At 47.2% G+C, this 26,990-nt stretch carries 24 protein-coding genes; 13 read left to right on the top strand and 11 right to left on the bottom strand.

Annotation, left to right across the window (positions count from 1 at the left end):
* Positions 1 to 7: 7 nt before the first annotated feature.
* Positions 8 to 691 carry an HAD-IA family hydrolase gene (locus E6C74_RS06785; protein WP_136483926.1) on the bottom strand — a complete coding sequence of 228 codons (684 nt, stop codon included), beginning with the start codon at positions 689 to 691 and terminating at the stop codon, positions 8 to 10.
* A 162-nt stretch (positions 692 to 853) separates the two neighbouring features.
* Positions 854 to 1,363, bottom strand: a complete 510-nt coding sequence (locus E6C74_RS06780) for a hypothetical protein (RefSeq protein ID WP_136483925.1) — start codon at positions 1,361 to 1,363, stop codon at positions 854 to 856.
* Positions 1,364 to 1,599: 236 nt separating this feature from the next.
* Here E6C74_RS06780 and E6C74_RS06775 point away from each other — a divergent pair, with 236 nt between their 5' ends.
* The 4 genes from E6C74_RS06775 to E6C74_RS06760 all read left to right on the top strand — a co-directional run bounded on the left by E6C74_RS06775 (position 1,600) and on the right by E6C74_RS06760 (position 7,154).
* Entirely contained in the window at positions 1,600 to 2,076 is a 477-nt protein-coding gene (locus tag E6C74_RS06775) for a CreA family protein (protein WP_136483924.1), read from the top strand.
* 189 nt (positions 2,077 to 2,265) lie between these two features.
* Complete coding sequence (locus E6C74_RS06770; RefSeq protein WP_136483923.1) at positions 2,266 to 3,570, top strand: inosine/guanosine kinase; 1,305 nt, start codon at positions 2,266 to 2,268, stop codon at positions 3,568 to 3,570.
* Between the two features lie 425 nt (positions 3,571 to 3,995).
* Positions 3,996 to 5,717: a GGDEF domain-containing phosphodiesterase gene (locus tag E6C74_RS06765; protein ID WP_136483922.1), complete on the top strand. Its 1,722-nt coding sequence runs from the start codon at positions 3,996 to 3,998 to the stop codon at positions 5,715 to 5,717.
* A gap of 114 nt (positions 5,718 to 5,831) precedes the next feature.
* Entirely contained in the window at positions 5,832 to 7,154 is a 1,323-nt protein-coding gene (locus E6C74_RS06760) for a GGDEF domain-containing protein (RefSeq protein WP_136483921.1), read from the top strand.
* A 98-nt stretch (positions 7,155 to 7,252) separates the two neighbouring features.
* Here E6C74_RS06760 and E6C74_RS06755 read toward each other — a convergent pair whose 3' ends face one another.
* From E6C74_RS06755 to E6C74_RS06745, 3 genes are all read right to left on the bottom strand, one after another.
* Complete coding sequence (locus E6C74_RS06755) at positions 7,253 to 8,344, bottom strand: trypsin-like serine protease (protein WP_168796975.1); 1,092 nt, start codon at positions 8,342 to 8,344, stop codon at positions 7,253 to 7,255.
* Between the two features lie 249 nt (positions 8,345 to 8,593).
* On the bottom strand, positions 8,594 to 9,727 hold the full coding sequence (gene gcvT / locus E6C74_RS06750) for a glycine cleavage system aminomethyltransferase GcvT (protein ID WP_136483919.1): 1,134 nt from the start codon (positions 9,725 to 9,727) through the stop codon (positions 8,594 to 8,596).
* A 399-nt stretch (positions 9,728 to 10,126) separates the two neighbouring features.
* The gene (locus tag E6C74_RS06745; RefSeq protein WP_136483918.1) at positions 10,127 to 10,750 is read right to left on the bottom strand and encodes an XRE family transcriptional regulator; all 624 of its coding nucleotides are present in this window, start codon (positions 10,748 to 10,750) and stop codon (positions 10,127 to 10,129) included.
* A gap of 498 nt (positions 10,751 to 11,248) precedes the next feature.
* Between E6C74_RS06745 and E6C74_RS06740 the strand changes: the two genes are divergently transcribed.
* From E6C74_RS06740 to E6C74_RS06710, 7 genes are all read left to right on the top strand, one after another.
* Entirely contained in the window at positions 11,249 to 12,556 is a 1,308-nt protein-coding gene (locus E6C74_RS06740) for a serine hydroxymethyltransferase (RefSeq protein WP_136483917.1), read from the top strand.
* 261 nt (positions 12,557 to 12,817) lie between these two features.
* Entirely contained in the window at positions 12,818 to 13,198 is a 381-nt protein-coding gene (gene gcvH / locus E6C74_RS06735; RefSeq protein WP_136483916.1) for a glycine cleavage system protein GcvH, read from the top strand.
* A 127-nt stretch (positions 13,199 to 13,325) separates the two neighbouring features.
* Complete coding sequence (gene gcvP / locus E6C74_RS06730) at positions 13,326 to 16,190, top strand: aminomethyl-transferring glycine dehydrogenase (RefSeq protein ID WP_136483915.1); 2,865 nt, start codon at positions 13,326 to 13,328, stop codon at positions 16,188 to 16,190.
* A gap of 526 nt (positions 16,191 to 16,716) precedes the next feature.
* Positions 16,717 to 16,929: a cold-shock protein gene (locus tag E6C74_RS06725; RefSeq protein ID WP_136483914.1), complete on the top strand. Its 213-nt coding sequence runs from the start codon at positions 16,717 to 16,719 to the stop codon at positions 16,927 to 16,929.
* Between the two features lie 366 nt (positions 16,930 to 17,295).
* Positions 17,296 to 17,445, top strand: coding sequence for a hypothetical protein (locus E6C74_RS20980; RefSeq protein WP_168796962.1), 150 nt, complete (start codon positions 17,296 to 17,298; stop codon positions 17,443 to 17,445).
* Positions 17,446 to 17,456: 11 nt separating this feature from the next.
* On the top strand, positions 17,457 to 17,657 hold the full coding sequence (locus tag E6C74_RS06715) for a hypothetical protein (protein ID WP_136483912.1): 201 nt from the start codon (positions 17,457 to 17,459) through the stop codon (positions 17,655 to 17,657).
* A 772-nt stretch (positions 17,658 to 18,429) separates the two neighbouring features.
* A complete protein-coding gene (locus E6C74_RS06710; RefSeq protein ID WP_240798138.1) occupies positions 18,430 to 19,716 on the top strand; it encodes a diguanylate cyclase in 1,287 nt (428 codons plus the stop codon).
* A gap of 100 nt (positions 19,717 to 19,816) precedes the next feature.
* Here E6C74_RS06710 and E6C74_RS06705 read toward each other — a convergent pair whose 3' ends face one another.
* The 3 genes from E6C74_RS06705 to E6C74_RS06695 all read right to left on the bottom strand — a co-directional run bounded on the left by E6C74_RS06705 (position 19,817) and on the right by E6C74_RS06695 (position 21,468).
* Positions 19,817 to 20,569: an SDR family oxidoreductase gene (locus E6C74_RS06705; protein ID WP_136483910.1), complete on the bottom strand. Its 753-nt coding sequence runs from the start codon at positions 20,567 to 20,569 to the stop codon at positions 19,817 to 19,819.
* A gap of 237 nt (positions 20,570 to 20,806) precedes the next feature.
* Positions 20,807 to 21,286 (bottom strand): DUF4865 family protein, encoded by a 480-nt coding sequence (locus E6C74_RS06700; protein WP_136483909.1) that lies wholly within the window; start codon positions 21,284 to 21,286, stop codon positions 20,807 to 20,809.
* Positions 21,283 to 21,468, bottom strand: coding sequence for a hypothetical protein (locus E6C74_RS06695; RefSeq protein ID WP_136483908.1), 186 nt, complete (start codon positions 21,466 to 21,468; stop codon positions 21,283 to 21,285). The genes E6C74_RS06700 and E6C74_RS06695 overlap by 4 nt, the downstream gene beginning before the upstream one ends.
* A 108-nt stretch (positions 21,469 to 21,576) precedes the next feature.
* Between E6C74_RS06695 and E6C74_RS06690 the strand changes: the two genes are divergently transcribed.
* Positions 21,577 to 22,455: a LysR substrate-binding domain-containing protein gene (locus tag E6C74_RS06690; RefSeq protein WP_136483907.1), complete on the top strand. Its 879-nt coding sequence runs from the start codon at positions 21,577 to 21,579 to the stop codon at positions 22,453 to 22,455.
* A gap of 177 nt (positions 22,456 to 22,632) precedes the next feature.
* On the opposite strand, the gene E6C74_RS06685 is transcribed toward E6C74_RS06690, so the two are convergent.
* Entirely contained in the window at positions 22,633 to 23,523 is an 891-nt protein-coding gene (locus E6C74_RS06685) for a LysR family transcriptional regulator (protein WP_136483906.1), read from the bottom strand.
* Positions 23,524 to 23,664: 141 nt separating this feature from the next.
* Between E6C74_RS06685 and E6C74_RS06680 the strand changes: the two genes are divergently transcribed.
* Positions 23,665 to 24,411: an SDR family oxidoreductase gene (locus E6C74_RS06680; protein ID WP_136483905.1), complete on the top strand. Its 747-nt coding sequence runs from the start codon at positions 23,665 to 23,667 to the stop codon at positions 24,409 to 24,411.
* Positions 24,412 to 24,567: 156 nt separating this feature from the next.
* Here E6C74_RS06680 and E6C74_RS06675 read toward each other — a convergent pair whose 3' ends face one another.
* On the bottom strand, positions 24,568 to 25,512 hold the full coding sequence (locus E6C74_RS06675) for an oxidoreductase (RefSeq protein WP_136483904.1): 945 nt from the start codon (positions 25,510 to 25,512) through the stop codon (positions 24,568 to 24,570).
* A 123-nt stretch (positions 25,513 to 25,635) separates the two neighbouring features.
* The gene (fabF, locus tag E6C74_RS06670) at positions 25,636 to 26,922 is read right to left on the bottom strand and encodes a beta-ketoacyl-ACP synthase II (RefSeq protein WP_136483903.1); all 1,287 of its coding nucleotides are present in this window, start codon (positions 26,920 to 26,922) and stop codon (positions 25,636 to 25,638) included.
* Positions 26,923 to 26,990 lie beyond the last annotated feature (68 nt).

Genomic DNA, 26,990 nt, shown 5'->3' with positions numbered 1-26,990 from the left:
AAAGTGACTAGCGAGCTCCGGATAAACGTTCCGACGGAACAACAAATTGCGACAGGTTATCAATTTTGTCCAGAATCACCACTTGCTGATAAGTGGTACGGTTACGCTGGTTGAGCGGTTGCAACTGATAGGTAGTGACGCCAGCCAGAACCCCCGCTTCCACCCCTTTGGCGGTATCATCAACGTAAACACACTCGTCCAGTCTGAATCCCATATTCATCGCGCAGTAACGGATCAGGTCCGGCTCCGGTTTCCAGCTGTTGGCTTCGAAAGCAGAGAAAATACGCCCCTCGAAATAAGGCAGTAATCCCGCCAGTTTAAGGGCAAATTCAATACGTTTGGGTGGCGCGTTTGAAGCAACGCAAAACTCAACCTGATGGTGTCTGAGGGTGTCGAGCAAATGCACTGCACCTTCCATTGGCTGCAATTCGCGAATCAACAGACGTTTAACGGCACGGCGATAACGTGACTCGAGCAGGGTCAGGTCGGCACTCATCCCAACCAGTTCTAGGGTGGAATTTAGAATTTCGGCAATTTTCCCACCAGCGAAGTGAGCGGCCACATCATCAAATGTGAGTTCAACCCCCAAGTCGTTGAAGATGTTAACTAATGCCTCACAGCACAGACGTTCACTATCGACCAACGTACCTTCACAGTCGAAAATAACGCAGTTCGTTTTTTTGTCAGACATATACGCTCCTTTTTTAAGCAGTGTATCGTCAGACTGTGAAGGAGAGATGATCGATTGAAGGAAATGAAACCGCTCTCACAACTGTAAAATCAATTTCGCAACTAAGGTCACTTTTTAACCGTCCAGAATCATTCTCTGTCTTGGTGCTGAAATACAACCAGACTAGCGTTGCCAGTAAACCTGGCCACTAAACTCATGTGCCTGACGCCATTTTGCCAGCACTGCCAGGGCAAATTCTTTTTCAGCACCAAATGGTTGCGCGTTTTTCACCACGATATCCGACACAAGAACCTGGTTATCTTGCTCAGTGACTATCGCCGCTGCCGCTGGCTGCCCATTGGCAAAGCCAAGATAAAGCGAACACGGTTGTGAATAGATGATTTGAGTAAAAAACTCCACCAACAGGTTTTGTTGCTGTTCGGAATCAAACTGGGTCGCTTGCAGAAGTGCGAACATAATCGTCAGGCGATGAAAGTCGACCAAATAGATATCATCCAGCACCACATCGGGCTGCAACGCGGAAACGCTGAGTTCTTCAACCTGGCGTGATTCAATCAGCGCCTGGTACAGCGAGCGCCCCTGCAGGCTTTCCGCTGTCGGGTATTCGACGTCTACCTGGCTCCATAGCCATTGATTTTTGGTATCAACAATTGGAAGAGATGACTGGATCATAAGACCTTACTTCTTTTTATAGGACAATACATCATAAGCTGGCCAATCATCTCACACATGGCGGGATAGTAAGCGAAGCGTCGTAGGCTGCAGTCTATCACAACTCAGGCTGGTGTTTCATAAAACCTCGGTCTTGCGGAAAAGATAACAACATCGCCCTATTCTCACCACATGGCTCTGTCATTCTCAACACATGCTGCTATCATATTTCCAGCATAAACAGTTGGAATAGTAATATGATCAAGAAATTAGCAGCGGTTGCCCTGTGTGCTCTGGCATTAGCCGGTTGTGACCGTTCCGAAGTCGGTGATGTCAGCCTGGGACTGTTCACGACAAAAGACATTAAACTCAATAATTTAACTGACCCTTTAGTACCAGGTGTCACCTGTCACATCGCCAGTATCGAAGCCGATTTGAGCCTGGCTGACCCGTCTGATTCATCGATTGCCTGTCGTCAGACCGGAGAAATTACCCCGGAAATGATTGCTCAGATCGACAAATCCAAATCCGGCGAAGTTGTATTCCGCAAATCGAAAAGTATCTTCTTCAAAACGATGAAAATTCGTCGTATTTTCGATGAGCAAACCCAGACATTAATGTACGTGTCTTACTCGACCAAAGAGACCTCAGGCAGCTTTAAGCACAGCCTGTCGACCGTGCCGTTGTGGGGAACAAAAGCTTACAATGCGTTTCCGGCCGAGACATCTCAATAAGCAAGATGTAAATACAATAAGCAGGTGTAAAAAACAAACCGGTAACCCACGGCGCCATTAAATTACAAGCATCACGCGGCCCGACTTGAGTCGCGTGATATTTACCAAGAAATGAAATGTAAAAATGAAACCTCAGTGAATTTTTTGTGATACTATCCGCGAAATTTTCCCATTTTGCCCACTTAACCGATGAAGTTTCCTGGACAACGCAAATCTAAACACTATTTCCCTACCAGCACCCGTGATCCTTTGGTCAATCAGCTGCGTGAAACCCCGACCATGCACCGTCCGACTATCGTCGGCATCGGCCAGACCATGGTGGATATCGAAGCCAAAGTAGATGACGAGTTCATCGCAAAATATAATCTGAGTAAAGGCCATTCGCTGGTGCTTGAAGAAGCACAAGCTGAAGCGCTCTATCAGGAGCTGGTGGAAAGGAATCTGATCACCCATCAGCACCCGGGCGATACCATTGGCAATACTCTGCACAACTACTCGGTACTCGCCGACAGCAAATCCGTACTGCTTGGTGTGATGTCAAAGAACATCGAAGTTGGCTCTTACGCGTACCGTTACCTGTGCAGTACATCGTCCCGGATGAACCTCAACTACCTGCAGACAGTCGATGGCCCGATTGGTCGCTGCTACACCCTGATCTCAGAAGACGGTGAGCGTACTTTTGCTATCAATGAAGGTCAGATGAACCAGCTGCGTCCGGAAAGTATTCCGCAACGAGTATTTGAGAAAGCCTCTGCGTTAGTCGTGTCATCTTATCTGATGCGCGGCAAACCGGAAGATCCGATGCCAAAAGCGGTACAGCGTGCGATTGAACTGGCGAAGAAAAACTCGGTTCCTGTCGTCCTGACTCTCGGCACCAAATACGTGATTGAAGGTAATCAGGCCTGGTGGCAAGAATACCTGAAAGAGAACGTCACGGTTCTGGCGATGAACGAAGATGAAGGCGCAGCACTGACCGGCTTTAGCGATCCGCTGCAAGCCGCGGACAAAGCACTGGACTGGGTCGATATGGTGCTGTGCACTGCAGGGCCAATTGGCCTGTATATGGCCGGTTATGTGGATGATGCGGTCAAACGCAGCACCGAACTGCCTCTGCTGCCAGGCCATATTGCTGAGTTTAACCAGTATGAATTCAGCCGTGCGATGCGTCAGCAGGATTGTTCGCAGCCTGTTCGTATATACTCCCATATCGGCCCGTATCTGGGTGGTCCGCTGAAAATCAAGAACACCAACGGAGCCGGAGACGGAGCGTTGTCGGCACTACTGCATGACATGGCAGCGAATAGCTACCACCTCAAGAATGTGCCAAACTCCGCCAAGCACGATCGTCACTATCTGACCTATTCATCACTGTCGCAGGTGTGTAAATACGCCAACCGAGTCAGTTATGAAGTACTGACTCAGCACTCTCCTCGCCTGTCGCGCGCATTGCCGGAACGAGAAGACAGCCTGGAAGAAGCTTACTGGGACCGGTAATCGGAGCTGATTAGGGTTAACGCGGCGCAGTGTAATGACTGAGCAGCCACTACAAAAAGCATATTTAAGCGGTCTTCGGACCGCTTTTGCGTTCTTAGCCGGTCATGGTTTCGCGCTAAACAGAGATAATTTTGACTCAAATCAGGAAAAAAATACAATATAATCCGAATGATATATAAACAATTTCGACTTATCATAAAAGCTGGCGCCAGGAAACCGTCAATGCAGTAAGACATGCGCAATCGCACGCTTATTAGTAGAGGGTAATTTCATAATTGAGACATCGTTTCATAAACGTTATCATGGTTGCATAAAATAAAAAGTAACTTCAATACGTTCAGTTTGCCCTTGCCGCTACATGAGTAGCCATTTTCATCGTTAAGCTCGAATCAATGCGATTCTAAAAAGAGCCAGGTACATTTGTTATGCCATTGACGCAGGGACTGTCCCAAGGCACGAACCCCAACCTCACCGATACCCAGAAAAAACGTCTGGTGCATATTTTTGATATCGTCAGTGAAGGTATATTTCATATGGATAGTCAGGGCTGTTTAACTTTTTACAACCCTGATTTTTACCAACAATTTGGTTTTAGCGCTCATACTATTCAATTGGAAGAATGGTACGCTGTTGTGCACCCGCAAGATCGCGCCATGCTGAAAAAAAGGGTGCTTGAACACCTGACCAACCACAATCAAGTGACCTCGCATTACCGGGTTCGTAAAACTAACGGTCAATACATCTGGCTTGAAGGTATCGCTATCAATCGCGAGTTGAACGGCGACAGATTTATGGTCGGCTATCATCGCGACATCTCTGATCAAAAATTGATGGAGACTTTCCTTAATCAGGCAGCCTACTACGACAGTATCTCCGGCCTGGGCAATATGACCAAACTGCTCAAAGATATTGATAACGCAAAACAGGACACTCAAGCCTCTAGCTCACTGATTTATCTGCAGATTGACGATATTAAATCTTACGAAAATCAGTATGGCAGCGAAGTCAATGAACATGTCCTGCAACACGTTATAGCCGCATTAAACGGAATCCGATGTGAAGACGGTGACTTTTACCGTGTACGCTCGGACGATTTTGCGATCCTGTTACACCGTACCGACAGCGATACCGCACTGCGCGCTTTGTGTCAGGACATATTGCAACGCTACACCAAATCGGTCCAAGAGCAAGGCCACCTTTTTGGCAACCATGTGAGTATTGGCCTTTATCCGGCGTTCAGCAACGAAGACACGGCCGAAGAGATCGTCAATATCGCCTCACGCACTTGCCAGTATGCACGTGAAACCAACCGCTCACGGGTTGAACTGTACAGTGGAAAAACACAAAAACGCGTGGATCGCTATTTCTTCATTGAACGCGGACTGAAAGAAGCTCTGAGTTCACGCTCTTTGTCGGTCAAATTCCAGCCAATACTCAACGCCCAGACCGGGCAGGTTTCTAGTTTTGAAGCCTTGGTACGCTGGCGTTCTAAAGAATTTGGTGAAATCTTTCCGGATGAGTTTATTCCGGTGGCCGAGAAGAAAGGCCTGATCACAGATGTAGGCTATCAGGTATTTGGCAAAGCGTGTGAATTCATCGAACGCTATAACAGAATTAACGGGCTGAGTATCCGGGTCAACATCAATGTATCGGTATTGCAGTTACTCAATACCGCTTTCCCTGCCACGATACAAAAAATGGCCGAGCAAGCCGGAATCGCTCCGCAATCTATCGTGCTCGAGCTGACCGAAACCGTGATTCTGGATGGTAACAAGAACGCACTCGAGCAATTAGTCACTCTTAGCAACCTGGGATTTCAGCTCTCTCTGGATGACTTCGGCAGCGGCTTCAGCTCAATCAACAGTTTTTTCGATCTGCCGCTCAATCAAATCAAAATCGATCGCTCAATGGCCGCTAAAACGTTGACTAATCAATCATCTGAACAATATCTGCAATTTATCATTCAGCTTTCTAAAAGCAAAGGCGTCGATATTGTGATTGAAGGGATTGAGACCGGATCCATGTATCAGAAATTCAAGGCAATGGGCGCATCGTACCTACAGGGTTACTGGTTTTCCAAGCCTCTGTCGCTCGCGAGTGCCAGCCGTTATACCTTGTCGAGCAATCTTACACTAAACAAGGACTAAGTTGTGAGGTAGCTCAGATTAACTCTGCAGGTCACAAATGATTCATGGCTTCAGAGTGGATTTTAGTGATATTGCTCCATATTATCGCCGAAACATAAGGAATTGTTTCAGCGTATGATCCTCAATCAGACTCCTCTCTCGACTTCATCATCGTTTCATCTTGAAGTGAAATGCCTGCTGTTTACGCTGGTGATCATTTTTTTGATCAATACTCCGATGCGTTTTATCAAAGCTGACAAGCAGGCAGACTTCAGTATGCAACTCAGCACGCTACAAGACACCCTGTTACTCAAGCGCTCTACGGCAGATAGCCTGCTTGCCCTGGCCGATACTCAGATCGCCATCGATTACTTTAGCGAACCACAACAGTTTAATGATGTTTCAAAGCAGCTGCTCAGCACACAAACCTTGGTTAAGTCCCTGAAAATTATCTCGACGCAACCCGATGACATACGCTACGCCAGATTAATCGAGCAATATAACCGTTATTACACCAGTGACCTGAACAAACAGCAAATACAACTGTTTATCGCCCCTCATTCCCGCCTTTTAACCGAGTTTAAAGCGCTCTATCAGGGCACTCGTCACATCGGCTATCTGGTGCTTGAAGCTGACCTGAGTGAATTCTCTGAAGTGTCGCGTAAGGATATCCTATTGCTGGGAGAGGACGGCACTGTCTATTCAAGCACTGACCGAAGCTTAAAGGCCTTGGACTCAATCGCCACCAAATATCCCCAGGCCTGGCGCGACCTGCAACTCAGCAACCGTAACGCCGGAATCATGGAATATGACGATGTCAGTTTTATTTACCGTAAATTTAAGCTGTTCAGTAATCACACCAGTTACCTAATCAAAGTGGTTGATAATCATGAGCTGGTGCCCCCCTATTTTTATCTGGTGCTGCTCCTGGGCAGTATCACGGCCGGGGTAAGTCTCTACCTCTATCGGTTACGCAAAGACAAGCTGGAGCTGACTAAAATCACCTATACCGATGAACTGTCCGGCCTTCACAACCGCCACTATCTGAAAAAAGTCAGTGCGCAACTTACCGCACAACAAGGCTACTACGCCTGTATTCTCGATATCGATCATTTTAAAGCGGTTAATGATAAATACGGCCATGATATTGGCGATCAGGTGATCAAGCGCGTCTCATCAGTAATAAAAAGCCGGATAAGAATCACCGATTACGCCTTTCGTTTTGGCGGTGAAGAGTTCGTTGTGGTGGTCAAAACCGAATCGGCGCAGCAGGCAGTCAACATCTTTGAGCGCATCGGAGACGATGTCGCCCGTTTTATCCAGAAACCCAACGTGACGATTTCGGGCGGTGTCTGGCCGGTGAACGACTCACTTGACGAGGCACTTAAGCAAGCAGATGTCTTGCTGTATCAGGCAAAACAGAATGGCCGAAACCTGATCATCAGTCAGGCAGCGTAAGGTAAAGCCGTAATCAAGAAAAATGGAGAAATAAAAAACGCCCGGCATTCAGGCCAGGCGCTGGTTTCATCATTGTCGTTAAGCCGGACAAATCAAGCTCATAGCTCTACAGTCTGTCGTCTGCGCCAAAGCGCAACGCCAGCCAGCATGGCTAACAACCAAGGACCAAGTGAACCGCCGCCACCACCGCTTGAAGGCACCGCAATACCCGAAGGCATCTCTGGGTCAAAGGTGCCGTTGGCAAAAGCTTGACGCTTTTCATCCGTACCGACAAACGTGGCCGTTTCACTACCTGCTAGTACGCGGTCAATCCAGTTACGATAGTCATAGATTTCGGTAAATACAGCGGTCACATCAGAGCCAGAGAAACCGACCCCACAACGGGCCGGACCAAAACTGGTAATGCCAACCTGAATTAACCCATTCCCACTATCCCAGTAAACCGGACCGCCGGAATCGCCCTGACAGGTCCCGCTGTCTAGATTGGTATCCGGGTCAGTACTCGCGCCTTTAAAGCAAATCTGCTTATTGCTTAGTAATGACAGCCCGTTATCACAGGTGTCATTTGGGACGTAAGTCATGTCCGCCACTTGCAACTGACTTGTACCATCAATATCCGTTTCAATATTGCCATGACCGACAATCTTAAACGCATAATCGTTAGTATCATTATCACTGCCATCAGAACCGAGACGGTAACTCTCATCATTGGGCCGTGCCACTGTACCTTGAGGATTGAGAGTACTCTCCATTTTTATAATAGCAATATCATTCGCCCATAAACTGGATGCAGTATCTTGAAAATTAGGGTGGATAAAAAATTGTTCAGCACGTACGGTGGTGCCGTACAGAGCGTAGTCAGCTTCATTAGTTGCCTGCCCGACGGTCGTGTAGAGCATGTACTCATAGTTAAGTTCTCCATCCTCATCATACAAGCAATGAGCTGCCGTTAACACGTGAGTTGAGTCCAGCATGGTGGCGCCGCAAAAGCTGCGCTGACCATATTGCCCATTATCAGACTCACGGGGAAATCCGATACTGTTGTAAAACAGACTGGCGAACGATGCGTAAGCCGAAATGGTCGTGTTTTCACCATTAACAATATACGTACTGACTTCCGAATCTGCCTGTACGCCCGATGCCAGACCCAGTGACCAGAACAATGCCGAACCGGCTACCCATTTATTCATATTAATCATCCTTTAGTGACTACTTAAAGACAGGACGTTGTTGAGTTCGCTTAATTTAGTTAAGGTTTTAATTGTTATTATTAATGTAAGTATCAATATAATTCAATGTAAAATAAAAGGCCCTGTGAAACACAGGGCCGATTTATGCAAATAATGACACCAAGGTGTTTATGCGTATCGTTGCTATAACGATGGCCCAGAAGCCTTGTACCACATATTCACCGGATTGCAAAACAAATCGTTCAATAATTAACCACGGTAATAACGCTGTGGTACAAACGGCAGTTTTTCCACCAGCATTGGCAGCATCTTACCACGGACTTCAGCAAACACTTCAGTACCAACATCAGCCAGATCAGCGCGCACATAAGCCATCGAAACCGGCTTGCCCGCTGTCGGACCCGCAGTACCACTGGTCACGGTACCAATCGGTGCACCTTCAGCATCAAACAATTCCGTCCCTTCACGCACAGGTGCTTTAGTCTGACCAACCAGGCCGACACGTTTGCGCACCACATCTTTAGTCGCGATCTGCTGCAGAATGATGTCGGCTCCCGGGAAACCACCCTCACGCGCCCCGCCCTGACGGCGCACCGGCTGAATTGCCCACAACAGGCTGGCTTCAACCGGAGTCGTGGTTTCATCCAGTTCGTGGCCGTACAGACACAGGCCACACTCCAGACGCAGTGAGTCACGTGCGCCCAGACCAATCCACTCCACTTCGTCAAAAGCAGTCAGAGTACGAGCAAATGCCTGTGCCTGGTCAGACGGAACCGAAATTTCGTAGCCATCTTCACCTGTGTATCCACTGCGACTGATAATGCAGTCAACACCATCGATACTGATTTGCTGCACATCCATAAAGCGCATCTCTGCCAGAGCTGGCTGCAGGCGAGCCATTACCTCAGCCGCTTTCGGGCCCTGAATCGCCAGCAAAGCACGATCTGCGATGATTTCCATCTCAACACCGGCTGGCAAATGAGCATTCAGGTGAGCGATGTCCTGCTCTTTACAGGCCGCGTTGACCACAACAAAAAGATGATCGCCCAGATTAGCAACCATAAGATCGTCGAGAATGCCGCCTTCATCATTAGTAAAGAAAGCATAACGCTGCTTGCCTTGTGGCAGGTCGATGATGTCAACCGGTACCAGAGTTTCCAGAGCAGCAGCGGCACCTTCACCACGTAGACGAAGCTGACCCATGTGAGAAACATCAAACAGACCAGCCGCATCACGGGTATGGAGATGCTCTTTTTTCACGCCCAAAGCGTATTGCACCGGCATATCATAACCCGCAAAAGGCACCATTTTGGCACCAGCTTCAATATGAAGCGCGTGTAACGGTGTAGTCAAGAGTTCTTGTGTCGCATGTTCCTGAGTCATTTTTCTCTCCATATAGCCAGACTCCGCTTTGAGTGTAGCCACTAATTTACCCGGCATGACTGCGGTATTAACCCTGCATCATTGCGGGTAAAAACAATATGCCGTTGATTGCACTCCATCGGGTGAGCTTTGCGCAATCATTGCTAAAAGTTTCCGTGCAGGAAAACGTGTTTCCTATAGTAAACAAGCATGCGCCACTTTGACCGAATTAACAAGTTCCAAACAGCGCAAATTGTCATAATTAACAACTCAATCACATTATCGGAGCCCAATAAAAACGCCGCAGTGACGGGTTAATCATCACTGCGGCGTATTTTTGTTTAAATTACAACAAAAAGCAAACGGTTGCTTTCACTATAGGAAACTTTTTGTTTTGGCTATAACTTCTGTATTAACTGGCTATTTCGCCGTCACCCAGAGGATTTGAGCATCCTCTGCACTCAGCGAAACCAGCATATGCCCCATGTTGGCATCGTAGTAAACACTGTCTCCTTGCTCCAGAACCACCGGCTCGTAGAACTCAGAATAGAACATCACCTCACCTTCCAGAATCAACAGAAACTCCTCGCCATCGTGGCGAACCCAGTCACTGTATTCTTCAAAACTGCGGGCACGGATGCGACTTTTAAATGGCATCATTCTTTTATTCGACAACTGGGTTGCCAACAGCTCGTGCTCGTAAGTTTGGGTCGGATGCGGTTTACCTTGATCATTTCTGGTGATATCACGACGACCACTTGCGGTCATTTTCTTAGGCGGTTCAAACAGTTGTGGCATATCAATCTGCAAGCCATTCGCCAGTTTCTGCATTGCCTGAAACGTCGGTGAAATTTGCTCGTTCTCGATCTTGCTTAGCGTTGAGCGCGCCAGGCCAGTACGCTGACTGGCTTCTTCCAGTGTTATACCCAGCTTGGCACGAATATCTTTGATTCGATGTCCCAGCTTTAACGGTTCAATGTGTTGCTCGCCTGCTTCCTTGGCCAGTGTCAAAGATGGGTACTCATCATAAATGTCTTCAGACATGCTTTCCCTCGATTATCTATCCTTCCTGTATCAGAACCGCATTGTTGCACGAAGCGACTGGTTGATTAAAGACCACAATTGGAAATAAAGCGTGCTTTGCATAGCAAAAACGACATCTGTGTTTCCTATAGGAAATTTTTGATTGATTGTTCACACAGCAAAGAGTATGTTACATCCATGTTAGATGTAGAGATGCAGCTTACCGCCTCCGGATGGAATGGATTTAACATTTGGTAGCGGGTTTTGCCCTGGTTTTTAGGGCTTCTACCCAGACAAAATAGCGCCGGACAGATGATAAAAGCAGCGAACCCGCAGATTGCTCGATTTGCTCATTTTTTAATGTCAGCGCCGAATCGCCAGATACCTGATTTGTCAGATGGGTAGGTGATTTAGGGAACAATCCACTTAAGCAGGGTTTGGCGTCAGCCAGACCGTTTAAAAGGACCGACGAGCAGCACGACGCACCAGGCTCGTCAGATTATTGGAAGGTCATCTACTATGAACGCCAACGCAAATAAAGCTTACCAAAATCATCGCCTGGAGAGCTTCTTCTCCACTAATCTTGCGGCTACTGACGACGCAGTATTTGCCGGCATTCAGGATGAATTCGCCCGCCAAAACGAACAAATTGAACTGATTGCTTCCGAGAACATCGTTTCTAAAGCAGTCATGCAAGCCCAAGGCACCTGCCTGACCAATAAATATGCTGAAGGTTATCCTGGCCGCCGTTACTACGGTGGTTGTGAGCACGTCGACAGCGTCGAAGCCATTGCCATCGAACGCGCCAAGAAACTGTTCAATTGCGAATACGTGAACGTTCAACCGCACTCCGGTGCTCAGGCAAACGGCGCAGTGATGCTGGCTCTGCTCCAACCGGGCGATACCATCATGGGGATGTCGCTTGATGCTGGTGGCCACCTGACCCACGGCGCCCGCCCTGCTCTGTCTGGAAAATGGTTTAATGCGGTGCAATACGGTGTAAGCCGCGACAGCATGGAGATCGACTACGATCAAGTGCGTCAGTTAGCCCTGGAAAACCAGCCAAAGCTCATCATTGCCGGTGGCTCTGCCATTCCGCGTACCATTGATTTCGCAAAATTCCGCGCCATTGCCGATGAAGTCGGCGCTCTGCTGATGGTCGATATGGCGCACATTGCCGGCCTGGTCGCAACTGGTGCGCATCCCAGCCCGCTGCCATTTGCCGACGTGGTCACCACCACAACGCACAAAACACTGCGCGGGCCACGTGGCGGCATGATTCTGACCAATCACGCAGAGATCATTAAGAAGATCAATTCAGCGGTATTCCCTGGCCTGCAGGGCGGCCCTCTGATGCACGTTATTGCCGCGAAAGCGGTCGCATTTGGTGAGGCATTAGGCCCTGAGTTTGCAACCTATATTGATTCAGTGATCAACAACGCAAAAACCTTAGCGGAAGTATTGCAGACTCGCGGTTGTGACATCGTGACCGGCGGAACCGATACCCACCTGATGTTGGTGGACCTGCGTCCGAAAGGCCTGAAAGGCAACCTGGTCGAGCAGGCACTGGAACGTGCCGGTATCACATGTAACAAAAATGGCATCCCTTTTGACGAAGAGAAGCCTATGATTACTTCTGGTATCCGTTTAGGTACACCTGCGGGCACCAGCCGTGGTTTTGGCAGTGAAGAGTTTAAACAGATTGGTGAGTGGATTGGCGACGTGCTGGATGGTCTGGTCGCAAGCCCGCAAGGTAACCCGGAAGTGGAACAACGGGTGCGCAAACAGGTTAAGGCGCTATGCCAGCGCTTCCCGCTCTACCAATAAATGACCGTTTTACCAGTCATTTGACGCTCTACAAAAGAAATAAGCGTTAAGCATGATGCGGGCACGGCCCCTGCATCATGTCATTGAACAAAGAAGTAAAGTTGTAAAAAACCGTCGTTAGATTTGAAAGCAGGCTGCCAGCAGGCACTCTGCCTGAACAACAGTTAGCTTAGCCGGAAACTGAGTGTCGTATCCCGAAGAACCACCCCGCGACACAATTGGGAAGGCTGCAATTTAGAGATATATTTTGGAGATAATGCAATGGACAAAACACTGAAGTTTACAGATAGCCACGAATGGGTACGTGATAACGGTGACGGTACCGTAACCATCGGTATTTCTGAGCATGCACAGGAAATGCTGGGTGACGTCGTATTCGTTGAACTGCCAGAAGTGGACAGCGAATGCGAAGCTGGCGAAAGCTTCTCTCTGGTTGAATCTGTAAAAGCAGCTTCAGACATCTACGCACCGGTAAGCGGCGTGATCGTAGAAGTGAACGAAGAGCTTCAGGACAGCCCTGAGCTAATCAACGAAGAATCTTATGAAGGCGGTTGGATCGTTAAAGTAAAACTGTCTGATCCATCTGAACTGGACGACCTGAAAGACGCTGAGGAATACCTGAGCTCTATCGAAGAAGACTAATCGTCTCTGGTTATCAAGTCGCCCTGCGGGCGGCTTTTCAAAACCGCCCAGCCCGAAACGGCGGTTCTGTACCCGGCCCAGTAAAGCGCTCGCCGCCAGCTGTTCCGGGTAGAAAAGGTAAAGGACAATGACAGAATTACTTCACAGCCTAAGCACACAAAATGAATTCGTTGCTCGCCACAACGGTCCCAATGCTGACGATCAGCAAAAAATGCTTAACACCATCAAGGCCGCCAGCCTTGACGCTCTGATCAAAGAAACCGTTCCAGCCAATATCCGTCTGGAAGCGCCGATGAACCTGGCCCCGGCTCAAAGCGAAGCCGACATGCTGAACGCAATGAAAGTGTTCGCAAAACAGAACCAGATCAAGCGTACCTACATCGGTCAGGGTTACTACAACACCTTCACACCAAACGTGATCCTGCGTAATGTCCTGGAAAACCCAGGCTGGTACACAGCTTACACCCCATACCAGCCAGAGATCTCACAAGGTCGTCTGGAATCGCTGCTTAACTACCAGCAGATGGTGATGGACCTGACCGGCATGGAAATCGCGAACGCGTCCCTGCTGGATGAAGCGACGGCCGCTGCCGAAGCAATGGCTCTGTGTCACCGTGCCGGCAAGAGCAAAAGCAAAGTCTTCTTCGTGGCAGACGATGTGCACCCGCAAACCATTGAAGTGGTGAAGACCCGCGCAGGCTTCCTGGGCTTTGAAGTGCAAATTGGCGCAATCGATTGCCTGGCGGAACAAGATGTGTTTGGCGCTCTGCTGCAATACCCAAGCACCACAGGTGAAGTGCGCGATCTGACCAACATCATCGAAAAAGCACACGCGAACAAAACCTTAGTCACTGTTGCGACTGATCTGCTGGCCAGCACCCTGCTTAAGCCAGCCGGTGAAATGGGCGCAGACGTCGTTATCGGTTCCGCACAGCGTTTCGGCGTACCTATGGGTTACGGCGGTCCGCATGCAGCGTTCATGGCAACGCGTGACGCGCACAAACGTACCATGCCAGGCCGTGTTATCGGTGTGTCTATCGATAAGAAAGGCAACCAGGCACTGCGTATGGCAATGCAGACCCGTGAACAGCACATCCGCCGCGAGAAAGCGACGTCGAACATCTGTACTGCACAGGCTCTGCTGGCAAACATGGCATCGTTCTACGCGGTATTCCACGGCGCTGAAGGCCTGCGTACTATCGCTCGCCGTACTCACCACATGACCGCAATCCTGGCCGCGGGCCTGACTAAAGCGGGCTTTGAGCTGGCGCACAACAGCTTCTTCGATACCATCACTCTGAACAGCGGCAGCAACACGGAAGCTCTGTACCAGAAAGCTCTGCAGGCAGACATCAACCTGCGTAAACTGCCAGAGCAACTGGGTATCAGCCTGGATGAAACCACCAGCGTGGCTGACGTTGAAGCGCTGTTTGCAGTATTCGGCGTGACGGAAAGCGTTACCGCGCTGTCAGCAGCCATCGAGTCGAACGAATTCGCAGCAATTCCGGAAGATTGTCGTCGCACGTCATCCTACCTGACTCACCCGGTATTCAACACGCACCACAGCGAAACGCAAATGATGCGTTACCTGAAAAAGCTGGAAAACAAAGACTTCTCACTGACCCATGGCATGATCCCGCTGGGCAGCTGTACCATGAAACTGAACGCGGCCGCCGAGATGATTCCTGTCACCTGGCCGGAATTCGGTTCTATCCACCCGTTCGCACCAAAAGAACAGGCGGCCGGTTACGCAGCCCTGGCCAGCGATCTGAAGCAAAAACTGTGTGAAATCACCGGTTACGATGCGTTCTCACTGCAACCTAACTCAGGTGCGTCGGGTGAATACGCTGGCCTTATTGCTATTCAGCGTTACCACGAAAGCCGTGGCGAAGGTCACCGTAACGTATGTCTGATCCCAAGCTCAGCGCACGGCACCAATCCGGCAACCGCCTCAATGGTATCGATGAAAGTGGTCGTGGTGAAATGTGACCAGAACGGTAACGTCGACATCGACGATCTGGCCGCCAAGATCGAGAAACATCAGGACAACCTGTCGGCTATTATGATCACCTACCCTTCTACGCACGGTGTGTATGAAGAGCAGGTACGTAAAGTATGTGACATGGTCCACGCAGCCGGCGGCCAGGTTTACCTGGACGGCGCGAACATGAACGCTCAGGTCGGTCTGACTTCTCCGGGCTTCATCGGCTCTGATGTGTCGCACCTTAACCTGCACAAAACCTTCTGTATTCCGCACGGCGGCGGCGGTCCGGGTATGGGCCCTATCGGTGTGAAATCACACCTAGCGCCATTCCTGCCGGGCCACATTGAAGGCGGTGTGGAAGGTTCTGACTTTGCAGTCGCAGCAGCTGACCTGGGCAGCGCCTCTATCCTGCCAATCTCGTGGGCTTACATCGCGATGATGGGCGCTGAAGGCCTGACTAAAGCCACGGAAGTGGCTATCCTGAACGCGAACTACGTGATGGAACGCCTGCTGCCGCACTACCCGGTTCTGTACCGTGGTGCTAACGGCCGCGTCGCGCACGAATGTATTATCGATATCCGTCCGCTGAAAGAAGAAACGGGCATCAGCGAAGAAGACATCGCTAAGCGTCTGATGGATTACGGTTTCCATGCGCCAACCATGTCGTTCCCGGTTGCGGGTACTCTGATGGTTGAGCCAACCGAATCAGAAGATCTGGCAGAACTGGATCGCTTCTGTGACGCGATGATCGCTATCCGTGAAGAGATCAGCAAAGTTCACGCCGGTGAATGGCCGCTGGAAGACAACCCGCTGGTGAACGCTCCACACACCCAGGTTGACCTGGCAAGCGATGAATGGACTCACCCGTACTCACGCGATATCGCCTGCTTCCCTTCAAAGCAAGCAAAAGAAGCCAAGTACTGGCCAACCGTAAACCGCGTGGATAACGTGTACGGCGACCGTAATCTGATCTGTTCTTGCCCGAGCATTGATTCCTACCAAGACTAAGATCATTTGCTGTAACATTGAAAAGGCGAACGGATGTTCGCCTTTTTTGTCCGTGTTATAAATGCACGTAGATGGTTAAAAGAAGCTTCTGCCAGTGATTTATGACTGGCAAACCTACAGGGGCAATCCTCAAAGCGAGCTGTCATCTCCCAATTCGAAGTCTGATTCCGTGTACGAACGCATATTAAATACACTGTTTTCGTTGTTTGTACTCAAAACACGGCTGGTTTGAATTCAGCAATAGCCCGCCTAAAAAACAAAGTTGATTTGAATTATTGATTTAAGTTATTGATTTAAGTTATTGATTTAAAAGGACAAAAAAATTTAATTGAGAAATAAATATCTATTATCTCTATATCGTGTATAGTGTCGGCAGCTCTAACAGTGAGCTATTGATAAATTATTTAGTTCAAGATCTTCTCAGTTGTTTTTCGATCCAAGTCGTCATATCTATCCTGCGATAACTTTTTCTTCATTCCTTATTTAGTAGCTTTCTTTTTAACTTAATCAATCTATCGAGATATATATGTCTAATAAAACAACTGGTCTAGTAAAATGGTTTAACGAAACAAAAGGCTTCGGCTTTATCACTCCAGACAATGGTGGTGCTGACCTGTTTGTTCACTTCCGTTCAATCGCTAGCGATGGCTTCAAAACCTTAACAGAAGGTCAAAAAGTATCGTTCGACGTAGAACAAGGTAACAAGGGCCCGCAAGCGGCTAACGTTACAGCAGTATAAGTCTATCAGTAAAGCTCTTGCCTCTTGGTGAGAGCTTTCTGTTAAGTCTTTAGCTGGGAGTTTATAATCAGAAAAACTAATAGAAAAATTTACTGGTATTACGTTTTACGTGAACAAAAATACCAAAAGGGAAAGTTAATTGTTCACAGTTAAATATTTCCTTCATCAAAATAAGACCTCATGGTCATCAACGATACATCAGCTAAATAGCGATGTTTTAAAACGCCATATCCTCCCCAAATTAGAAACCCACTTATTTGACTTAAATTTTTCATTTTGTGAATTGAACAATTCTGGTGAAATAAAAGATTCACAGGGAAGGACTTTAGGTTGTTTTTCAATTCAAATGAATGAAGGATATTGAGCTTGAAGAAACCATTAGCAGGAACCAACTCTAAGATGGTCAAGGGCAAGACTCTTACTAAAGATGACAGCACAGAGAGCATTCATAAGATAAGAAAAAAAATTGAGCATATTTTGTTAGAACGAGAACAAAAGAAGCTTTGGGATTTATAAGGAAGAGTGACATGAGAAAACCAAGCAAAAAATCGAGCAAAAAGATCCAAAAAAACAACTTTGAAGAACGATTTGCGCAGATGGCCGCTGAATACCAGGCAGCAAAAGAAGTCCTAGATGAGATGGCCGAAGGTACTTCTGAGTTTGTGGCTCAGAAGAAAGTATGTGATAAGTTATTCGCAAGCGCTGAACGATACATCAATAAGTTCTAAACATTTACAATAGCTTAGCGACATTCTGGCTAAGGTATACCTCTATTTATTTCTATTACTGTTTGCTTCTATCAAGCATCAGTATAAATGCTGCTAAATACGGCACTACTAATGTTGACCATACTCTTCAATAAGGAGGTCAACATGGACAAACCCAATCTGACTACATTCAGAAGCCGTCGACTCATTAGCGGCTAAAAATCACGGTAGTTCGCTCTTTACCGATAGCGAGAGAGCGAAAATCAAGCAATGTCATTAACGCTTAGCAGCATGGACCTATGTTGCTTCTTAAGCATCAAGCGAACTTTTGTTTCCCAACAGATATAAGTTTGAGCGAGGCCGTCATCGGTAACTCCCAAGTCCATTCATCTTTAACGCTGGCACCTAGTTTACACTTTCCACTTCCAACATGATCCCATGTTGTCTAGCATCGGTTTTGATAAGATCTGAGACTTACTCAAGTAGCATAAAAAGGCGAACCTAAGGTCGCCTTTTTGGCTTTTATTGATTAAATGGCTAAAATCTATCATAATTTTCAGTCACTCAGCCCGCTTGCAACTGTGACGGAATCTCATAACTGCCGATATGTCATGAAATCAGATAACCCGGTTATCACTTGACCTTATTGACACAATGAATAACTATTGAGCAACAAGCGTTGTCGTACTTATCCACCTAAGAGAGTAATGCTATCAAATCCTATAAAATGAGCCGATGGTCTTACGGTGTATTAACCATAGCGTACCTTTTCTTTTCTTACACGGTCATCACCTTGACGACGGATAAGTTTATTGACAACCAAGCCCAGCAAGAAAAAGAAGCCATCCAACACGACATTGCCTTAGTCAGATACAGTATTGAGGCCAACATCTTTCGCGACACCTACCTGGCAGACAGCTTTGCTTCGGTGGTGGCGCTCGATCCCCAATTCGCGACCCACAACTGGAACAAAGTAGGCGAACAATTCCTGGCAAAAGCGCAACTAATCAGGAACATAAGTTTAGCGCCGAACGATGTAATCCATTACGTTTACCCACTGCAAAGCAACGAAAAAGCAATTGGGCTGGACTTCCGAACCGTCCCCCATCAGTACAGAACCGTGCAAATTGCCAGACAGAATAAAAAAGTCTTCCTGGCAGGGCCGTTAGAACTGGTACAGGGCGGCAAAGCGATTATCGCCCGCTATCCGATATTTACCGATGTACCTTACAATACCCAGTATTGGGGCGGTTTGAGCGTGGTGATTAGCTACGACAAACTGATTGCCCTGTCCAACCTGCATAACATTAAAGGAGCGGACATAGCGCTGGTTGCCAACGGCCATGATGAGATCGAACAGAAATTAATTGAAGGTAATAGAGCTGTTCTGTCTGATTTTGACATCCAGTATCCGATAAGTCTGCCTAACGGCAGCTGGACTCTGTTTGCCAAATATAAAGACCTACATGAGATTGAGAACATAAACAGCTTCAAAAGTCTGTTTATGACACTGGGCACCATTATCTTTGCAGCCGGTTTTCTGCTGATCGTATTTTTTATCAGTAACTATTTTCGTGCTCAGAAACATTCTTTGCAGGATGACCTCACCCATTTACCGAACCGCCGTTATCTGTTCAATGAGCTTAACCGCATCATGGCGAAAAATAGCGCCAACATTGTGTTTACGATTCTAAATATTGACCTCAACAAGTTCAAAAAGATCAACGATACTTACGGCCATGAAGCCGGCGACGCCGTGTTAAAACACATCGCAATGTTGCTACAAAAATCGACACGTTCATCGGACTTTATCTCCAGAATGGGCGGGGACGAGTTCATTGTCATTCTGCCACGCATGCACAACCCGGACGATGTTGAGCAACTGATTGATAAAATACAGCTTTTAATTAAGACTTCACCGCTGCAGTGGCAAGGCGAACAGATTCCGTTATCCTCCAGCGTTGGGTTCTATACATTCAAGGGCAAAGCGGATAAGTCGATCATCCACGAAATTCTGTCCAAAGCAGATAAAAGCATGTATCAGAACAAAAATGAGATGCGAGCCAGCGATCCGCTCTGAAGTAGTATAAATCAGGCATAGATCGATATTTAGTTTTGATGGAGACAGATAATCGACACTTCTGAGCTAGCTGGCGTAGCTAGCTCTAAGCAGAAGCGAGTTATAAACCACCTGTTAAATCCAGATAGTTACCCGTTGAAAACGTCGATTTTTCAGATGCTAACCAATAAATTGCTTCAGCGACCTCTTCAGGCAAACCTCCTCGCTGAAGTGGGATTTTGCTTTTTAACCTCTCTATCCGTCCAGGCTCTCCTCCATCAGCATGCATATCTGTGTAAATTAATCCGGGACGAACACAGTTAACCCTGATTCCTTCGGCAGCCACTTCTAACGACAAACCTTTTGTTAATGTGTCAATCGCTCCCTTTGATGCAGCATAATCAATATATTCATTTGGAGAACCAGAACGTGCAGCTCCCGAAGAAACATTAATAATAGCACCACCTAGCCCGCCATAACTCTTTGACATTCGTTTGACGGCTTCACGACTACACAAAAAATAACTGGTTACGTTATTGATAAGAATGGCATTGATTCTATCAGCGCTCATTTCTTCTAATCGCATCTGTTTCTGTAGGATACCGGCATTGTTTACTAGTACGGTCAAAGAACCTAACTCTTTGTCAACAGTATCAAACAAGCGAAGCACATCCGATTCTTGAGATACATCGGCCTGCACTACAATGCATTTGCCTCCTTGAGATGTAATGTCCTTAGCTAAGTAGGTTGCAGCTTCCGAGTCAGACTTATAATTGATGCATACTGCGTAACCATTTTGAGAAAACAATTTTGCGGTGGCAGCACCAATCCCCCGCCCCCCACCTGTGATAATTGCTACTTTTTGATCTTCCATGTTTACCTTGAATCTGAATAAATTATTAGCTGATTCTAACTAACTTCGTTACTGAATTGTAAAAAAATACAAATGACGGCCATGTGTATCTTCGGACAATTTAGGTAGCGGAAATCTTAATGATAGGATAAGAACAAGTGTCAGCTCTGAACTACAAAAGGGTAAAAATAATAAGCCAGATTCGCCCTGAACCTGGTTCAATGAAAAACGAGTACCATTTTTAATTGTTCATCAAATTTAACCGTGGGCGATATAACCGATAGAATAGATGTCGCCGCTCATTTTCTCAGCTAACTCTGGTTGACTGAACCACGAGATACTCACCGTTTCCCAGGAGGTAAAGTTAACACCATGAATATCCGCATCCTCACAGACCTGATGGTCTATACATGCAAGCGAACATTTTGAATTTGGTATTGTTGGTTCATCCTCGATAAACCACATCCTGACTTCCGGTCGACCAAATTGCTCACACAATCCGTTAAATCCTTCACTTCTCAGAAAAGTCACCATAGAGTGATGATCTTTCCATACGTAAAATGGAGCATAACTGTTGCTGTTGGAATAATATTCAGCATCTTTTCGTGCATAAAGGTAGGCCTTAAAAACTAAACCGGGGTATCCATCTAACAAATTTCCTTTTTCTCTGATACGAGTTTCTATTTTTTCCATCGGATAATCCGATGGCAGAACGATTCTATATTGCATTGCTATCATTTTATTGTCCCCACGGCATCTTTCCATGATTGACTAGAAGAGAAAGACCTGTATTCAATTCCATTGAATTGAATACTATCTTCTTTACTGACCTGTCCAAACAATAGCTCTACCGTTAGTTGATGAAATTGTAGAACGAGTTTGGCAAGCAGTTCCATTAAGTGTTTTTGTTTTGTATCCATATATTTTCCCTAGCTGATTTCATCGGCTGGAAAAGAATAAGTTGATTTTTTAATATAAAAAATCAAAACTATTTTGATTAATGATTTTGAAATTTAGGATGATTGAATATGCGAAGTCTGGATTTAGATGCCTTACGATGTTTTGTCCTAGGAATTGAGTTAGGCAGTTTTGCAACTGCGGCTGAACGACTTAATCGTTCACCTTCTGCAGCCAGCGCCCAACTAAAAAAGCTTGAGCAGCAGTGCCATACACCATTAGTGACCAAAATCGGCCGACACCTGGAGCCTACTGAAGCAGGTGAAATCATTCTGGCTTATGCCCGGCGCATGCTTCAGTTAAATGACGAAGCTCTGAACCAGTTAGTGGAAAATTCATTGACGGGAAAAGTAGTTTTTGGTTTACAAGAAGATTTTAGTGATGTGCTATTGCCACAACTGTTAGGTGTATTTTCTCGCTCACATCCAAACTTACAATTGCAATCCATTGTTGGGCGCCATCAGGAGCTGATGGATGGCATTCAATCTGGTGAGTTAGATTTTTCATTAGGCTGGAGAGGTGAGAAATCGGCGCCATATAGTGAGCTTCTGGCAGAATTACCACTGTACTGGTTTGGGCCAGCAAACAAATATTTTAAAGAACCTATTGATACCTCAAAACCTGTACCATTGGTTATGCTTGATGGCGCTTGCACGATCAGACAACAAGCCACAGCAGCATTAGATCGAGATGGAATTCCGTGGAAAATCACCTTTGTTGGCCGAAGTCTGAGCAACTTATGGAGTGCTGTTGATGCTGGATTAGGAATTACGGTGCGCTCTTCTTTCAGTCACCCGAATAATATTAGTAAGTTGGATGGTTTACCGACACTAGGAAAGCTTAGGTTGTGCCTCGATCGTAACCAATATAAGTTAGAAAAAGTACAAAGCCAGTTATATGACGAATTAAAACAACAACTTATTCTTTATCTCGAAAAACAAACTGATTAAATTAGCGCCAAAGAGTCTTTTCATAGCGTACATCGGTGCCAGTTTTTTGCTGGATGCACTGAAACGTCCGTGGGCAACAATTTATCAGTGACTTTGCTACATTTGAAATAGCAAACAACCTTAGGTCTAGAAAAGCTGTTTAAATTGGGATCCAATAATAATGTATCAGATCAACCTTCATTGCGTTGTTAGTGTCGACTTGTTGGCAAATATACGAGCAACGAAATCCATGAAAACAACGGCTCGTTTGGGAAGAAGGCGATTGGCCAGATAAACAGCTTGAATGGGCACTGGTGGAGCTGTGTAATCACTCAGTAGTAGTTGAAGATTACCATTTTTCAGTCCTTCCTCGTATAGCCATTCTGGGCCTTGGGCGATCCCTAGTCCTGAATTTACACATGCACGTATGGCTTCCGGAGAACTCACTCGCAACCTCCCAGAAACAGGGATATCTTCTCCCTTAAAATGCCATGTGGATCCCGTTGACAGCAGAGTATAAATCAAGCAATCGTGCTCTCTCAGTTCATTTGGCGTTTTGGGGATGCCCCGTTTGGCCAAATAAGCTTTGCTTGCCACACACACCCGTTCGAACATTGCCAAACGGCGCGCCCGCATTGCGCTGTCGTCCAGATGACCAATGCGAATCGCCAGCTCAGCCCCCTCGTCGACTAAATTGACATAGCGATCATTAATTTGGAGATCGAGTGTCAATTCTGGATAACATTCCAGAAAACTTGCTAGATGTGGAACCAAGAATGTATGTGCCAGTGCCGTCGGACAGGCAACCCGCAATAACCCAGATGGAGCAATGTTATCCCGCAATGAGGATTCGGATTCCTCCACGGCTTCAAGAATACGCCGCGCCTCTACATAATAGCGTTCTCCTTCTGGAGTCAGAGCAAGTTTGCGGGTTGAACGGTTAAGTAATCTGGTTTGTAGGTAATTCTCAAGCGCTGCAACATAACGGCTGACGTTAGGTTGCCCTAGCCCCAAATCTCGCCCAGCCGCCGAAAAACTTCCAGTCTCAACCGTGCGAACGAAACACGTCATCAACAATAATCGATCCATTCAACAGTCCTGTTATTTATGCATATTTAGCATGAGTCATATTCGAAAAATCCATCTTATCTACGGTTATACATAAACCTATAGTAAAGCTCCTGCCGATCAGCGAATTGACTGATCCAGATAACCTCTAGGAGACTTTATATGTCCAAATTACAAGGCAAACGCACTCTTATTACCGGTGGAACAAGTGGTATTGGTCTTGAGACCGCTAAGCTTTTCCTTTCAGAAGGTGCTCGTGTAATTGTTACTGGCGTTAACCCTGATTCTATCGAAAAAGCGAAAGCGGAACTGGGTAGCGATGTTTTAGTACTGAGCGCTGATTCTGCTAACGTGGATGCACAGAAAGAGCTAGCTCAGGCTGTTAAGGCTCACTTTGGTGAATTGGATATCGCTTTCCTAAATGCTGGCATATCTGCCTATATGCCAATCGAAACGTGGACAGAAGACAATTTCGACCGCATTTTTAACATCAATGTTAAAGGTCCTTATTTCCTGATGCAGGCATTACTGCCGGTGTTCGCGAGCTCTGCATCCGTGGTCTTTAATACATCGATCAATGCTCACACAGGGCCAGTAAACTCTTCTGTTTATGGCTCAACCAAAGCGGCATTACTTAATATGTCGAAAACACTTTCTAACGAGCTAATTGCTCGTGGGATCCGCATCAATGCAGTAAGCCCTGGCCCAGTTGATACGCCGCTTTACGACAAAGCGGGTATTCCAGATGCTTACTATGACCAAGTAATGAAAGATATCGTTGCAACAATCCCCGCTGGCCGTTTTGGTAAGCCAGAGGAAGTGGCAAAAGCGGTGCTTTATTTGGCTTCCGACGATTCAGCCTGGACCGTGGGGTCGGAAATTGTGATTAATGGCGGTAGCTTACTTTAACTCAGTCTGAGGTATGTCTTCCGCTGTTGCCACAAGCTAAGGTCTCGTTGTCATTTAGATCACCCCGATACCGATCTTCCTATAGCACTTCCTCTGGAAAGCCCGTCAACATTTGTTAGCGGGCTTTGTTGTCGTTAGGTCCTCAATGTCACTCTTTCATTGCCTGTCACTCTTGAACGATGGCGTGCACTGCGGTAATCCGGGATCAATTCCCGTCATGGCAACAGAGATATCCCAGAGTCGACGAGCAAGTGCTTCATCCGTTGCCCGCGCTGTGCGAGCAGACTCCCCAGACACACCTCGTATACCGCCAAAGCCAATCGGCCCATAATAACCACCGGATAGTACTGGAGCGGTTGCGGCCTGTAGCGTGGGCCAAGCGCCCTGTGCGGCGTTGTTGAGCAATAAACCCACCAGTGGCAATAGCATTTGGATAGGTCCCATATAACGACCAAGATTGGTCGCAGCTAATCCCGGGTGGCAGCCGACCGCGATGATTGATGAGCCAGAAGCACGCAGACGACGATCCAGCTCAAACAAAAATAACGCATTGGCCAGTTTACTAGCAGCATAACGCTGTGTTCGGTTGTAGCTCCTCTCAGCATTAAGATCATCCCAATCTATGCTCGCATGTCGATGGGCTATGCTAGAAGTCACCACCACTCGGCTCCCTTTAGTTTTGGCAAGTGTAGGCAGCAGAAGAGCTGTGAACGCAAAACATCCTAGATGATTAACGCCAAATTGAAGTTCATAGCCTTGTTTGGTATGTGTCAAAGGCGGGGTCATCACGCCTGCATTATTGATTAGCACATCAATACGTGATTCTTTCGATAATTGACTAGCAGCCTCACGGATACTATCAATATTGCTCTGATCGTAAGGCAGAAAAGATAGATCGGCAGTAGGGCTTAACTGTTGAATTTGGGCGATGGCTTGCGTCGCCTTTTCCTTTGACCTACAAGCCATAATAACCCGAGCACCACGTGCAGCGAGCACTCGGGCGACTTCAAAGCCGATACCTGTGTTTGCTCCGGTGACAATGAAACATTTGCCCGATTGATCAGGGACATTGGCTTCCGTAAACCCAGTTAACTTTGACATATTTTCACACTTCCTTATTGAGTGGATGCCCACTCATTTTTAAGTAAAATCGACTTGGAAGTCCTCTTCCTTTATAGAACAACGCCTGCGTAAAGTAATAACGCTGCGACTGAGTGATATGCGTCAGACAGACGACCAACGTCGCAATACAATACTGGCATTCACTCCACCAAACCCAAACCCGTTTGACAGTGCATGCTGGATTTGCATTTTACGCGCGTGCAAGGCAACCAAATCAAGGCCATCCGCTGCCGTATCTGGGCTGATAAGGTTTAACGTTGGCGGAACAATCTGATCGCGAAGAGAAAGCACGCTAAAGATAGCCTCAATCCCTCCGGCGGCGCCCAATAAATGACCGGTACTCGACTTAGTTGACGTGATAGCCGGGGAAGAACCTTCACTAAATACCGCCTTGATAGCCGCCAGTTCGCTTTTATCGCCAACTTGTGTAGAAGTCGCATGGGCGTTGATATGCTGTATCTCGTGTGGATCAATACCTGCTTGTTTGAGCGCTTTTTTCATGGCGCGCTCGGCACCATTACCGTCTTCTGGGCCTGCGGTTAAGTGATATGCATCAGCGCTGGTACCATACCCAACAATTTCAGCTAAAGGCCGAGCCCCCCTAGCTTGTGCATGCGCCAACGACTCAATGACCAGCAATCCCGCGCCTTCAGCCATCACAAATCCGTCCCGGTCTCGATCAAACGGGCGTGAAGCCTGTTGAGGATTATCGTTAAAGCCTGTCGATAGCGCGCGAGCAGCAGCAAAACATCCGAGAGTAACTCGGTCAACTGCGGCCTCTGTTCCACCGCATATTGCAATATCAGCCTCGCCACTGCGAATCATCCGAGCCGCATCCCCTATAGCCTGAACCCCAGCGGCACAAGCGGTGACGGGGGCACCCAATGGACCTTTAAATCCATATTTTATGGAAACTTGCCCTGCCGCCATGTTGGCTAAAAACGAAGGGGCAGTAAAAGGTGATAGACGACGAGGACCACGGGAATCCGTGGTGCGAACAGCTTCTGCAATCGCGCCAAAACCGCCCACACCAGAGGCAATAATAGTGGCGGTTCGTTCTTGTTCCTCTTGCGTAACCGGGCGCCAATTAGCTTGTGTCAATGCTTCTTCGGCAGCAACCAGGGCAAATTCGATGAAGCGATCCATCTTTTTCCGTTCTTTCGTCGCAATGAAATGATCGGGGTTGTAGCCAGCGAGTGGATCTTCTTCCAAGCTGGGGACTCGACCTCCCACCGCTGTTCCTATGCCAGCCGTTAACTCATCGGACAATATCCGAATACCTGACTGCCCAGCTAATAAGCGCTGCCATGTTGCCTCTGTACCAACCCCTAAGGGACTTACGGTCCCCATTCCTGTGATGACAATTCTCATTTCTTCAGCTCTGTTCATGGATGACCTCTAGTGTTATTTCCTTTTACATATGGCTCGATAGTAGGCAGTCGCATAAGCTTCTTTGC

The sequence above is a fragment of the Vibrio sp. H11 genome (assembly GCF_004804295.1).
Lineage (GTDB): Bacteria > Pseudomonadota > Gammaproteobacteria > Enterobacterales > Vibrionaceae > Vibrio > Vibrio ostreae.
Note: the sequence above shows the minus strand (reverse complement) of the source record. Positions and strands in the feature narration are given on the sequence as shown.